At 71.4% G+C, this 13504-nt stretch carries 10 protein-coding genes; 9 read left to right on the top strand and 1 reads right to left on the bottom strand.

The features are described from left to right. Positions 1–23: 23 nt before the first annotated feature. Entirely contained in the window at positions 24–1670 is a 1647-nt protein-coding gene (locus GT347_RS21630) for a histidine kinase famiy protein (protein WP_160554160.1), read from the bottom strand. A gap of 143 nt (positions 1671–1813) precedes the next feature. Between GT347_RS21630 and GT347_RS21625 the strand changes: the two genes are divergently transcribed. From GT347_RS21625 to GT347_RS21585, 9 genes are all read left to right on the top strand, one after another. Next, positions 1814–2470 (top strand): MCP four helix bundle domain-containing protein, encoded by a 657-nt coding sequence (locus tag GT347_RS21625; RefSeq protein ID WP_160554159.1) that lies wholly within the window; start codon positions 1814–1816, stop codon positions 2468–2470. A gap of 48 nt (positions 2471–2518) precedes the next feature. After that, a complete protein-coding gene (locus GT347_RS21620) occupies positions 2519–3901 on the top strand; it encodes a TolC family protein (RefSeq protein ID WP_160554158.1) in 1383 nt (460 codons plus the stop codon). Further along, positions 3898–5007 (top strand): efflux RND transporter periplasmic adaptor subunit, encoded by a 1110-nt coding sequence (locus GT347_RS21615; protein WP_160554157.1) that lies wholly within the window; start codon positions 3898–3900, stop codon positions 5005–5007. Before GT347_RS21620 ends, GT347_RS21615 begins: the two co-directional genes overlap by 4 nt. Further along, a complete protein-coding gene (locus GT347_RS21610) occupies positions 5004–8096 on the top strand; it encodes an efflux RND transporter permease subunit (RefSeq protein WP_160554156.1) in 3093 nt (1030 codons plus the stop codon). The genes GT347_RS21615 and GT347_RS21610 overlap by 4 nt, the downstream gene beginning before the upstream one ends. Beyond that, positions 8077–8706 carry an ABC transporter ATP-binding protein gene (locus tag GT347_RS21605; RefSeq protein ID WP_160554155.1) on the top strand — a complete coding sequence of 210 codons (630 nt, stop codon included), beginning with the start codon at positions 8077–8079 and terminating at the stop codon, positions 8704–8706. Before GT347_RS21610 ends, GT347_RS21605 begins: the two co-directional genes overlap by 20 nt. Beyond that, complete coding sequence (locus GT347_RS21600) at positions 8703–9491, top strand: ABC transporter permease (protein ID WP_160554154.1); 789 nt, start codon at positions 8703–8705, stop codon at positions 9489–9491. The genes GT347_RS21605 and GT347_RS21600 overlap by 4 nt, the downstream gene beginning before the upstream one ends. Before the next feature lie 123 nt (positions 9492–9614). Next, entirely contained in the window at positions 9615–10121 is a 507-nt protein-coding gene (locus GT347_RS21595) for a sigma-70 family RNA polymerase sigma factor (RefSeq protein WP_229722419.1), read from the top strand. Further along, the gene (locus GT347_RS21590) at positions 10118–11089 is read left to right on the top strand and encodes a FecR domain-containing protein (RefSeq protein WP_160554152.1); all 972 of its coding nucleotides are present in this window, start codon (positions 10118–10120) and stop codon (positions 11087–11089) included. The genes GT347_RS21595 and GT347_RS21590 overlap by 4 nt, the downstream gene beginning before the upstream one ends. Further along, positions 11065–13452: a TonB-dependent siderophore receptor gene (locus GT347_RS21585; RefSeq protein ID WP_160554151.1), complete on the top strand. Its 2388-nt coding sequence runs from the start codon at positions 11065–11067 to the stop codon at positions 13450–13452. The genes GT347_RS21590 and GT347_RS21585 overlap by 25 nt, the downstream gene beginning before the upstream one ends. Positions 13453–13504 lie beyond the last annotated feature (52 nt).

Here is a 13504-nt window from a genome sequence, read left to right as displayed (position 1 = left end):
GCACTTAACGCCCTTGAAAGCGTCTAGCGCTGGGGCCGGCCCGCATCCAGCACCCGGCGCACGGTGCGCGCCAGCTCCGACAGCCGGTAGGGCTTCTTCAGGATCTCGAACTGCCCGGCCGCATCGGCGCCGGCCTCGCCGGTCTCGCCGGTGGCGGCATAGCCGGTGGTCAGGATCACCTTCAGCCCCGGTAGGCGCCGTGTCAGCTCCTGCGCCAGCACGAAGCCGTTGATGCCGCCCGGCATGATGATGTCGGAGAAGAGCAGCTCCGGCGGCTTGGGCAGCAGGCCGCCGTCCACCATCTCCAGCGCCTGGCGTCCGCTGTTGGCCACATGCACGTTGTAGCCCAGGCCTTCCAGCATGTCGCGCGAGAGTTCGGCCACCTCGTGCCGGTCGTCCACCACCAGCACCGTCTCGCTGCCGCCCACGTCGGGATCGCGCTGGCGCACCGTGCCTTCGGGCTGGGCCATCTCCTCGGAGGCGGGAAAGTACATGCGCACCGTGGTGCCTATGCCCACTTCCGAATAGATGTGCGTCGCGCCGCCCGACTGCTTGGCGAAGCCATACACCATCGACAGGCCCAGCCCCGTGCCCTTGCCCTCCTCCTTGGTGGTGAAGAAGGGGTTCATCACATGCACCAGCGCGGCGGCCGGGATGCCCACGCCGCTGTCGGTGATCGAGATGCCGACGTAGTCGCCGGGCGGCAGGTCGGGGAAATGCCGGGCGTCGCTCTCGTCCACCACCTGGTTGAAGGTCTTGATGGTGACCATGCCGCCGTCGGGCATGGCGTCGCGTGCGTTGACCAGCAGGTTGAGCAGCGCCAGCTCCAACTGCACCGGGTCCAGCCGGCAGTTGGCGACCTCGGGCGAGAGCACGCGGTTGAGGGTCACCGCATCGGAGAAGGTGCGCTCCACCAGCGCCCCCAGGTTGCGCACCACGGTGTTGAGGTTGATCACCCGCCCCTCCAGCCGCTGCTTGCGCGAGAAGGCCAGCAGCTGCTGGGTGAGCGTGGAAGCCTTGTTGATCGCGCTGCGGATGTTGCCGGCGATGCGCTCGACCTTCTCGCCGGTGGCCACGCCGCGCTTGACGCTGACCATGAGCAGGTCCACATGGCCCGACATCACCTGCAGCAGGTTGTTGAAGTCGTGCGAGATGCCGCCGGTCAGCTGGCCCAGGGCCTCCATCTTCTGGGCCTGGGCCAGGCTCTCCTCGGCATCGCGGCGCCGGCTCACGTCGAGCTGCGAGGCGAAGAAGAAGACCAGTTCCTTCTTCTGGTTGTAGACCGGGGAGACGAAGAGCGCATTCCAGAAGCTGGAGCCGTCCTTGCGGTAGTTGAGGATCTCGACCGTGATCTCGCGCCGGTTCCTGACCGCCTCGCGGATCGCCGCCACGGTGGCGCGGTCGGTCTCCGGCCCCTGCAGGAAGCGGCAGTTGCGGCCCACGATCTCCTCCTCGGCATAACCGCTCATCGAGATGAAGGCGCGGTTGGTGAACACGATGGGGTTGTCGGGCTGGCGCGGATCGGTCACCAGCATCGGCATGCGGGTGGTCTCGATGGCGGCGAAGAAGATGTCGTCGCGGTGGTGCAGCACCGCATCGGCACCGGACTCGGCCACCGACAGCTCAGGGGCATGGGCACCGCGGATCGGCGGCTTCTCGTCAACGGACATGGGCAAACGGCTCCTGCCGACGGCTCCCGGCGGTCGGGACGCACACACATCGGCATTCCAGATCGTAGTATCTGGATGCATGTCATTTGACGTGGCAAGACATGTCCGGGCCGTGCATGCTCCCACGCCAAAACCATTACGCCATGAACCCACTGCGCCGCCTGACCGAAGGTCCCGCCATCGCCCTGACCAGTTCGCTCATCTGCGTGGCCCTGTGCCTGGGCCTGGGCATCTCGGCCAATGTGTTCTCCAGCAACTCCAACCGCGCCGCGAGCCAGATCGCCACCAACTGGTTTCCCAGCGTGCGGGCGATCGGCCAGATCCGCGATGCGGCCTACGAACTGCGGCGGGTGGAGGCCCGGGTGGTGCTGGCCGAGCGCGGCTGCGACGGCATCTCCTGCGACGCGCCGCTGATGAAGGCGCGCCAGGCCATGTCCCGCGCCGAGTCCACCTACGAACCCCTGGTCAGCGAGCCCGACGAGCACCTGCTCTACCAGAGCTATCTGCACCAGAAGCAGGACTACTTCCGCTCGCAGGACCAGGTCACCCAGTTCGCCGCCACCCGCCAGCCGACCGCCGTGCGTTTCCTGACCCACTCGCAGTTCGCCTTCGACGAGATGATCGAGACGCTGTCGAGGCTCTCCGACCTGAATGTGCGCGAAGGCGCCAAGTCGAAGGCGCAGGTGGAGGAGCAGCACGAGCGGACCATGCTGGCCCTGAATGCGCTGACGGCGCTGCTGCTGGCCTGCGGGGGATTGCTGCTGTTCCACCTGGTCAGGCTCAGCACGCGGCGGCGCTAGAGACGCCTTAAGTCGCAGCTAAGGCATGCCGGGCGATGCTCCCGGCCGATGCCCTGCCGATCCGATTCCCAGCCCTCGCCCCGTCGCCTGCGCCATGTCGCGGCCCTGGCCCTGGCGGCGGTGCTGGCCGGGTGCAGCAGTTATTCGGCCAAGCCGCTGGCCGAGGCGCCGGCCTTTCCCGCCGCCCTGCCCGCCGTGCCTGCCACGGACAGCTTCGTATTCAACGCCTCCGACGGGCTCGACGTGCAGGAGGTCGCCGTGCTGGCGCTCGCGCAGAACCCCGACCTGCGCCTGGCCCGCAATGCCCGGCGGCTGACCCAGGCCCAGTCGTTCGCGGCCGGCCTGCTGCCCGATCCCGCGTTCAACTTCAGCCGCGACTTTCCCGATGCGACCGGCCCCGGCATCTCCAGCGCCTTCCTGCTGGGCATCGGCTATTCGGTCAACGCCCTGCTCACCCGGCCGGCCACGCTGGAAGCCGGCCGGCAGGACCTGCAGCAGGCCCGGCTGGCCCTGCTCTGGCAGGAGTGGCAGACCATCGCCCAGGCCCGGCTGCTCTACGTGCGGCTGCAGGCGGCCGAGGCCAAGCGGGCCCTGCTCGAAACCCAGCGCGCCACCCTGGAGGCGCGCTACGGCCGCGCCCGCCAGGCGCTGGATCAGGGCCTGCTGACGCTGGACGTGCTCACGCCCGACCTGGCCGCGCTGCAGGACCTGACCCGGCAGCTGGCCGACCTGCGGCGCCTGTCCAGCCAGGGCCGGCTGGACCTCGACGCCCTGCTGGGCCTGGCGCCCGGCACCGCGCTGCCGCTGCAGGGCAGCGCGGACTTTGCCGCCATCGACCCGACCGCGATCCGCGCCGCCCTGCCCCGCCTGGTCGCGGGCCGGCCCGACATCCAGGCCCTGCGCGCCGGCTACGCCGCCCAGGACGCGCGCTATCGCATCGCCCTGCTCAACCAGTTCCCGGCCCTGACGCTGGGCGTGCAGCGCGCCCGCGACACCAGCAACACCTACACCAGCGGCTTCGGCATCAACCTGGCGCTGCCGCTGCTCAACGGCAACCGCGGCGAGGTCCGCGTGCAGGACGCCACCCGCGACAAGCTGCGCGCCGAATACCAGCAGCGGCTGAACACCGGCAGCTTCGACATCGAACGCCTGCTCGCCGACCAGGCCCTCACCCAGCGCCAGATCGCAGAACTGGAGCCTGCCCTGGCCACCCTGCGCGCCACACGCGAGCGCATGCGCAGCGCCTATGCGGCGCGCTACATCGACGCGGCCGCCCTGGCCTCGCTGGAGACCGCCACGCTGGCCAAGGAGATCGAGCTGCTCGATGCCCGCCAGGCCCTGCAGGAACAGCGCGTGGGCCTGCTGGCGCTCACCGGCGGCCCGCGTTTCAGCCCCCTGCTCCCCACCGAGACCGACCTGCCCCCGCCATGAACAGAAACACCCGCATCGTCCTGGCGATCGTCGTGCTCGCCGCCGGTGCCGGCTACGGCTGGCACCGCTGGCAGCAAGTGTCGGCAGCGCCGGCCGCCGCGCCCGCCACGCCGCCCAGCGCCGCCGTCTCCACCGTGCTGCCGCAGCAGGCGCAGGCGCCGATCACCGTGGAAGGCTATGGCGACCTGTTGCCGGCCAAGGTCGAATCGGTGAACTTCGCCCGGCCCGGCATCCTGGCCGCGCTGCGGGTGGTGGCCGGCCAGCATGTGCGCCAGGGCGATGCGGTGGCCCAGCTCAGCGCCGACCCCGCCGCCGAGGCCAGCTACCGCCAGGCCCGCTCGGCGCTGACCCTGGCCGAGGGCGAGCTGCAGCGCATGCGTTCGCTGTTCGCGCTGCAGCTGGCCACCGCCTCGCAGGTGCAGACGGCGGAGAAGGCGGCGGCCGATGCCCGGTCCAATCTCGATGCGCAGGAAAAGCTCGGCGGCGCCATGCCCGCCAGCGAGGGCCGGGCGCCCTTCGACGGCGTGGTGCTGGCGCTGAACGCCGCGCAGGGCGACCGGCTGGCCGCCGGCGCGCCGGTGCTGCAGATCGGCCGCACCGACCGGCTCAAGCTCAACCTGGGCGTGGAGCCGGCGCAACGCCAGCGCATCCGGCAAGGCCAGCCGGTGGCGCTGGCGCCGCTGCAGTCGCTGGCCGGCTCCGGCAGCCTGGCCGCCTCGCCGGATGCGGCGGCGCCACCGGCCCAGGGCCGGGTCGCCAGCATCCAGGACATGGTCGATGCCCGCACCCAGCTGCTCAACGTGACGGTCGAAGTGAGCCCGCAGGCGGACGCTGCGCTGGTGCCCGGCATGCGCCTGCGCGGCGCCATCCAGGTCGGCCAGCAGCAGGGCTGGAAGCTGCCGCGCAGCGCGGTGCTGAGCGATGAAAAGGGCGGCTACGTCTTCCAGGTGCAGCAGGGCAAGGCCCGGCGCCTGGCGGTGCAGAGCCTGCTGGAGACCGGCGCCGACGTGGTGGTGGACGGCCCCCTGGCCGCCGACCGCCCGGTGGTGAGCCAGGGCAACTACGAACTCACCGACGGCATGGCGGTACGCAAGGCCCGGCCATGAAGCACGACAGCAACTGGTTCCACCGCCACCGCCGCTCCCTGCTGTTCCTGCTGGCCATGCTGGCGGTGGCCGGCGGCATCACCGGCTGGAAACTGCCGGTCTCGCTCTTTCCCACGGTGCAGTTTCCGCGCGTACAGCTCTCGGTGGATGCGGGCGACCGGCCGGCCGGCCAGATGGAGCTGCAGGTCACCCGGCCGATCGAGGCCGCGGTGCGCGGCGTGCCGGGCGTGCTGAACCTGCGTTCGTCCACCAGCCGGGGCACGGCCGATGTGTCGATCAACTTCGGCTGGGGCACCGACATGGTCTCGGCCACGCTGCAGGTGAATGCCGCCGTGGCGCAGATCCAGGCCCAGCTGCCGCCGGCCACCCGCATCACGGCGCGGCGCATGGATCCGACCATCTTTCCGATCATCGCCTACAGCCTGACCTCGGACACGGTCAGCCCCACCGCCCTGCGCGACCTGGCCAGCTTCCAGCTGGCGCCGCTGCTGTCGGGCATTCCCGGCGTGGCCGCGGCGCAGGTGCAGGGCGGGGCCATCGAGGAGGTGCGTGTCACCGCCGATCCGCAGCGGCTGCAGGGCCACGGCCTGGCCATGGACGATGTCGCCAAGGCGCTGGCCAGCGCCAATGTGCTGAACGCCGCCGGCCGGCTGGAGGACCACTACAAGCTCTACCTGGTGCTGTCGGACACCCGCTTCGCTGGACTGGAGGACGTGCGCCAGACCGTGCTGGCCAGCGGCCCCAACGGCATCGTGCGACTGGACGACGTGGCCCGGGTGGAGCGCTCGGTGCGCCCCGAATGGCTGCGGGTGACGGCCGACGGCAAGGACGCGGTGCTGCTGTCCATCCGCCAGCAGCCCGGCAGCAACAGCGTGCAGATCGCCGCCGACGTGCAGCAGGCCCTGAACAGCGGAGCTGCGAAGCTGCCGGCCGGCGTGAAGATCGCCAACTGGTACGACCAGAGCGTGCTGGTCACCGCCGCCGCCGGCAGTGTGCGCGACGCCATCCTGATCGGCGTGGCCCTGGCCGCCGTGGTGCTGCTGGTCTTCCTGCGCAATCTGCGGGTGACACTGATCGCGGTGCTGGTGGTGCCCACGGTGCTGGCGATCACGGTGGTGCTGCTGGGCCTGCTGGGCATGAGCTTCAACATCATGACCCTGGGCGGCATGGCGGCGGCGGTGGGCCTGGTGATCGACGATGCGATCGTGATGATCGAACACATCGAGCGGCGCCTGGCCGATGCGCCTGAGCAGGATGGCGGCGCGGAAAGCGTCACCGAGCGCATCGCCCGCGCCGCGGCCGAATTCCTGCGCCCGCTGGCCGGCTCCAGCGCCGCCACGCTGGTGGTGTTCGCGCCGCTGGCCTTTCTCTCGGGCGTGACCGGTGCCTTCTTCAAGGCCCTGTCGCTGACCATGGCGGCGAGCCTGCTGATCTCCTTTTTGATCAGCTGGCTGGCGGTGCCGCTGCTGGCGCAGTTCCTCCTGCGCCGGCCCCAACACGCCAAACAGGACGGCCTGACCCGGCGTTTCCGCATCGCCTACCGCCGCTGGCTGCCGACCTGCCTGGCCCGCCCCTGGCCGGTGCTGCTGTGCGCCGCGCTGCTGGTGGGCGTGGGCGGCTTCGCCTGGAAACAGGTGGGCTCGGGCTTCATGCCGGCGATGGACGAAGGCGGTTTCATCCTCGACTTCCGCACCCCGCCCGGCACCTCGCTGACCGAGACCGACCGGCTGCTGCGCCAGGTGGAGGCCATCGTCATGGCCACGCCCGAGGTCGACACCTTCTCGCGCCGCACCGCCACCGGCCTGGGCGGGGGCCTGAGCGAAGCCAACCAGGGCGACTTCTTCATCCGCCTGAAATCCGGCCAGCGCCGCCCGGTACAGGACGTGATGCAGGAGGTGCGCGCCCAGGTCGAATCGCAGGTGCCGGGCGTGAGCATCGAGCTGGCCCAGCTGATGGAGGACCTGATCGGCGACCTGACCGCCGTGCCCCAGCCGGTGGAAGTCAAGCTCTTCGCGCCCGACCCCACGGTGCTGCCCGCCGCCGCGCGCAAGGTGGCCGGACTGCTGGGCAGGATCGACGGCGTGGTCGGCGTGCGCAACGGCATCAATCCGGCGGGCGATGCGCTGAGCGTGACGGTGGACCGGGTCAAGGCCGCCGCCGAGGGGCTGGACCCGGATGTGGTCGGCCGCGCGCTGCAGACCTACCTGGCCGGCTCGGTCGCCACCTCCTACGCCCAGGGCAACAAGATGGTCGACGTGCGCCTGTGGACGCCGCCCGGCCAGCGCGCCACCGACACCCAGCTCGCCGCACTCACGGTGCGCACCGCCGACGGCCACCTGGTGCCGCTGGGCCGGGTGGCGAGCTTCTCGCGCCAGCTCGGCCAGCCGCAGATCACCCGCGAGAACCTGAAGCCGGTGATCGCCGTCACCGGCCGCATCGAGGGCCGCGACCTGGGCTCGGTGATCGCCGACGTCAAGGCCGCCATCGACGCACCCGGTGTGCTGGCTGGCGGCGTGTACTACGAGCTGGGCGGTACCTATGCCCAGCAGCAGAGCGCCTTCAGCGGCCTGATCGCCGTGTTCGCCGCCGCCGCGCTGCTGGTCTTCCTGCTGCTGCTCTTCCTGTACGAGAGCTTTCGGCTGGCCATCGCCATCCTGCTCACCTCGCTGGTCTCGGTCAGCGCCGTGTTCATCGGCCTTTGGCTGACCGGCACCGAGCTGAACATCTCGGCCATGATGGGCATGACCATGGTGATCGGCATCGTGACCGAGGTGGCCATCTTCTACTTCAGCGAACAGCAGGAGCGGCAGCAGGCCGGCGCCACGCTGCGGGCCAGCCTGGTGCAGGCCGGCCGGCTGCGCGCCCGGCCGATCGCCATGACCACGCTGGCCGCCATGCTCACCCTGCTGCCGCTGGCTCTGGCCATCGGCACCGGCTCGGAGATGCAGCAGCCGCTGGCCATCGCCATCATCTCGGGCCTGCTGGTGCAGCTGCCTTTGGTACTGTTCTTCATGCCGGTGCTGTTCCACGCCATGGCCGGCCGCTCCGATCCCGATTCCGCTCCCCACGATGCACACAGAACCACCTGACTCCCGAGCGCCGCTGCTGCAGGCGCGGCAGCTGCGCTCCGAACGCGCAGGCCCCATCGACTTCAGCCTGCACCCGGGCGAGACCGTCTGCATCGTCGGCCGCTCCGGCGCCGGCAAGAGTGTGTTCCTGCGCCTGCTGGCCGATCTGGATCCGGGCGAAGGAGGCTTGACGCTCGAAGGCGTGGACCGCATGGCCATGGACGCGCCCGCCTGGCGCCGCCAGGTGCTCTACCAGGCGGCCGAGGCGACCTGGTGGATGCCGAGCTTCCGCGAGCACCTGCACGGCGACGACGTGGCGCAGGCCAGCGCCCACATGGCCCGCCTCGACCTGGCGCCCGAACTGCTCGACCAGCCCCTGGCCCAGCTCTCCACCGGCCAGCGCCAGCGCCTGGCCCTGGTGCGTTCGCTGGCCCCCGCGCCGCGGGTGCTGCTGCTGGACGAGCCCACCGCCTCGCTGGACGCCGACTCCACCGCCCGCGTAGAAGCCCTGCTCAAGGAGCGCTGCGCCGCCGGCTGCGGCGTCGTCTGGGTCACCCATTCGGCCGAACAGGCGGCCCGCATGGGCGACCGTGTCCTCACCCTCGTTTCCGGAAAGCTGTCCGCACCATGATCATCCATCTCGGCCTGCGCGACGTGGCCCTGTCGGCCCTGCTGGTGCTGGTGAACGTGGCCCTGTCGCTGGCCCTGCGCCTGGGCGTGCACCGGCAGGTGCTGTGGGCCTCGCTGCGCATGGTGGTGCAGCTCTGCATCGTCGGGCTGCTGCTGAAGGCGGTGTTCCATGCCGCCTCGCCGGCGGCCACGGTCGCCATCGGCCTGGTGATGGCCGCGGCGGCGGCGCGCGAGGTGGCGGTGCGGCCGGCCCAGCGCTTCAAACGCGGCGGCAACTACCGCATCAGCGCGCTGGTGGTCGGGCTGTCGGCCACGGCCACGGTGCTGCTGGCGCTGCTGACCGCCATCCGGCCGGAGCCCTGGTACGACCCGCGCTACGCCATCTCGCTGCTGGGCATCATCCTGGGCAGCGTGCTCAATGCCGGCAGCCTGGCGATGGACAGTTTCCTCGAATCGGTGACCCTGCAGCGCGGCGCCATCGAGGCCCGGCTCGCCCTGGGCGCCACCATGCGCGAGGCCCTGGCCGCCCATGTGCGCGCGGCGGTGCGGCGCGGCATGATCCCGGTGATCAACCAGATGTCGGCCGCCGGCCTGATCACCCTGCCCGGCATCATGACCGGCCAGCTGCTGGCCGGCGTCGATCCGATGGAGGCGGTGAAGTACCAGATCCTGCTGCTCTTCATGCTGACCGGCGCGGGCGGCATCGCGGCCTTCGGCGTGGTGGCGCTGGCCGCGCGCTCGCTCACCGATGCGCGGCAGCGGCTGCGGCTGGACCGGCTGCGCTGAGGCGCTGCGGGGTTTCTCAGGTGCCGTTCATTTCTCCAAACTAAAATGGAACTCATTCTTATCTAGCCGCCTTCGCCCATGTCCTTTCGTCTGTCGCCACGCACCGGTCCCGGGGAAGCCCCCGTGCCCAGCGTCTCGACCCTGTACGAGGACCACCAGGGCTGGCTGCGCCGCTGGCTGGGCCGCCAGCTCGACGGCGATGCCCACCAGGCCGCAGACCTGGCGCAGGACACCTTCCTGCGCCTGCTGCAGCGCCAGCAGGCCGACATCGCCGAGCTGCGCGAACCGCGCGCCTTCCTCTCGCGCATCGCCCGCGGCCTGGTGATCGACTTCTGGCGCCGCCGCGAGATCGAACGCGCCTGGCTCGATGCCCTGGCCGCCCAGCCCGAGGCCTTCGCGCCCTCGCCCGAGCAGCAGGCCATGGCCATCCAGGCGCTGTGCCGCATCGACGCCATGCTGCAGGACATGGCGCCCCGGCCGCGCCAGGCCTTCATCCTGTCGCGGGTGCACGGGCTGCCGTATGCGGAGATCGCGTTGGAGCTGGGCGTGTCCGAGCGCATGGTCAAGCGCTACATGGCCGATGCGATGCTGCACTGCATCGCCCTCGACCTGGACCCCGCCGCCGCATGAGCGCGGGCAGCAGCCAGCCCGATTTCGCCACCCTGCAGCAGGCCGCGAAATGGTTCGCCGAGCTGGAGTCCGGCCCGGACGACGGCCAGCGGCAGGCGCGCTGGCAGGCCTGGCTGGATGCTTCCGAGCAGCACCGCCTGGCCTGGCGCCGGGTGCTGGCGGTGCAGCAGGGCTTCGCCGCGATCAACACCAGCGCGCCGCAGGCACGGGCCTCCCGCCTCGCCCTGGATGCGGCCGCGCGTGGCCGCTCGCGGCGCGGCAGCCTGCGCACGCTGGGTGTGCTGGGTGTGAGTGCGCTGGCCGCCTGGGCCGGCCTGCGTGAAGCCTTCTGGCGGGCCGACCTGCAGACCGCCACCGGCGAGACCCGCGACTTCACCCTGCCGGACGGCGGCCGCATCTGGCTCTCGCCCGACAGCGCCGTGCGCCTGGCCTACGGGCCGCAGCAACGCGAGCTGGTGCTGCAGCAGGGCGAGGTGCTGATCGAGACCGCGCACGACAGCGCCCTGCCCGCGCGGCCCTTCGTCGTCTGCAGCCTGCATGGCCGGATGCGGGCGCTGGGCACCCGTTTTTCGGTCCGGCAGGTGGCGGACGACAGCACCACCCTGGCCGTGTTCGAAGGCGCGGTGGAAGCCCGCGCCGCCAGCGGCCCGCCGCATGTGGTGCCCGCCGGCCGGCAGATCGGCCTGGGCGCCGAGGGCCTCGGCCCCGAGAACGCCGCCTCGCCCGCCCGCGAAGCCTGGCGCGGCGGCCTGCTGCTGGCCGACGACATGCCCCTGCCCGACTTCCTCGCCGAACTCGGCCGCTGGCGGCGCGGCCACCTGGGCAGCGATCCCGCCCTGGCCGGCTGGAAGATCACCGGCGCCTTCCCCCTGCAGGACAGCGACCGGGCCCTGGCCATGCTGGCGCAGGCACTGCCGCTGCGCATCGAGACGATCACCCCCTGGTGGGTGACGGTGCTGCCGCGCTGAGCGACGTGTTCCGCGCCGCTGTCGTCCTGCCGGCCCTGTTCCTTGCCGTGGCGGCGGGCGGCTTGCACGCGCAGGATCGCCCCTCCTTCCATGTACCGCCCGGCCCGCTTAACACGGCCATCGGCAGTTTCGCCGCCCAGTCGGGCGCGCTGGTCTCGGCGGATGGGGCGCTGACGGCCGGCAAGGCCAGCCCCGGGGTCGAAGGAGAAACCGACGTGGCCCGCGGCTTCGAACGCCTGCTCGCCGGCACAGGCCTGCAGGCGCTTCGCGCGGCCGACGGCAGCTATGTGCTGCGGCCCGCTCCGCCCGCTGCCGCCGCCACCCCGCTCGTCACCGCCGGATGGAGCCTGCCGACCGTGCAAGTACAGGCCAGCGCCGAGCCGGACGCCGCCGCCCGCCTCGCCTCCGGCCAGCGCATCGCGCCCGGCGCGCAAGCCCAGCCGCAGACCGGCTTCACGCTGGACCGCCATGCCCTCGACCTGCTCCAGGCCAACGACCTGCAGCAAGCCCTGAGCCACGTCCCCGGCATCACCAGCTCCAACGTCGACAACTCCCGCTACCGCATCCACTCGCGCGGCTTCCAGATCGACACCCTGCAGTTCGACGGCGTCTCCACCGCCGTCGGCTACCTCACCCCGCCCAATCTGTCGATGTACGAAAGCGTGGAGGTGCTGCGCGGCCCGGACGGCGTGATGGCCGGCGTGGGCAGCGCAGGCGGCACCATGAACCTGGTGCGCAAGCGCCCGCAGCGCGCTTTCGAGGCCACGGCCAGGGTCGGCGCGGGCAGCTACCAGGCGCGCACCGGCCAGATCGACATCGGCGGCCCGCTGGACGCAGCCGGCCAGCTGCGCGGCCGCATCGTCGCCAGCACCGACCGCCAGGCCCTGCGCCAACAAGGCACCTGGCGCCACGACGACCAGCTCTACGGCGTGCTGGAGACCGACCTGGGCCCGTCCACCGAACTGCGCATCGGCGCCAGCCGGCAATGGCTGGATTCACGCTCCATGCAGTACGGCTACCCCACCTACACCGACGGCAGCTTCCTCAGGATTCCCTACGCCACCTACTACGGCGCCGACTGGAACCGCGAGACCTACCGCCTGGACACCGCCTTCGCCGAACTGCTGCACCGGCTGGATGCCGGCTGGTCGCTCAAGGCCTCGCTCAACCAGCTGCACAGCCAGCGCGACAGCGCCTTCGCAGGCCTGCGCGGCGCGGTGGTGGCCGGCCAGGACCTCAGCCGCTACCAGACCAGCACCATCCAGACCGAAGACCGCCAGACCGTGCTCGACCTGAAGGCCGCCGGCCCGCTGCAGGCCTGGGGCCGCAGCCACGACCTCACCCTGGGCCTGAACGCCAGCCACCAGCGCGATCCGCAAAGCAGCGCGCCCGGCGTGCCGCGTTATTTCGACGTGTCGCTGGCCGATCCGTATTCGCCGCCGCAGGCCGATTTCTCCACCAATGTCTCGCGGCAGGTCACCCAGACCGACCAGCTCGGCGCCTACGCCCACGGCCGCTTCGCCCTGGCCGACCGCCTGGACCTGGCCGCCGGCCTGCGCGCCAGCCGCTGGACCAGCCGTGTCGCCATCGACCCCCTGGCCAACGCCTCCGGCATGCAGGACCACCACGACGGCTTCGGCCCGCGCCTCACGCCCTCGGCCGGCCTGGTGTGGCGGCTGGATGCGGCCCGCCAGCTCTACGCCAGCACCAGCGCCATCTACACGCCGCAAACCCAGCGCGACGCCTCCGGCACCTTGCTCAAGCCCCTGCAGGGCCGCCAGGAAGAAGCCGGCCTGCGCCAGCAATTGGCCGAGGGCCGCCTGCAGCTCCAGCTCGCCCTGTTCCGCCTGGTGCAGGCCAACCGCGCGATGAACACACCGGGCGACACCACCGGCACCGTCTTCCAGGCCCAGGGCAAGGCCCGCACCCAGGGGCTGGACGCCCAGCTCAGCGGCCACCTCCAGCCCGGCTGGGAGCTGTCGCTGGGCTATACCCGCACCCTCACCCGCTACCTCGACAGCAGCGCCGACACCGGCCGTGCGGCCTTCATGGCCTACACCCCCGGCCACCTGCTCAAGGCCTGGACCGACTGGCGGCCCGCCGGCCAGCGCTGGCATGTGGGCGGCGCCCTCAAGGCCAGCAGCGCCTACCAGGTGGTGGACGGCAGCGCCACCATCCGCCAGCGCGGTTTCGCCACGCTCGACACCTGGATCGGCCTGAACCTGCGCCCCGGCCTGGAACTGCGCGCGCACCTGGAGAACGCCTTCGACCGCCTCTACTACCAGAGCCTGAGCAGCACGGCCGACCACAACTTCCTGGGCAATCCGCGCCTGCTGATGCTGACCCTGCAGGCGCGCTACTGAAAATATTTCCGCCCAGGCGGTTCCCCTTTTCCACGGCTCGTCCGGCATAGGA

The organism is Xylophilus rhododendri (assembly GCF_009906855.1).
Taxonomy (GTDB): Bacteria; Pseudomonadota; Gammaproteobacteria; order Burkholderiales; family Burkholderiaceae_C; genus Xylophilus; species Xylophilus rhododendri.
The sequence above is the reverse complement of the archived record's forward strand: the minus strand, read 5'-3'. Positions and strand labels throughout refer to the sequence as shown.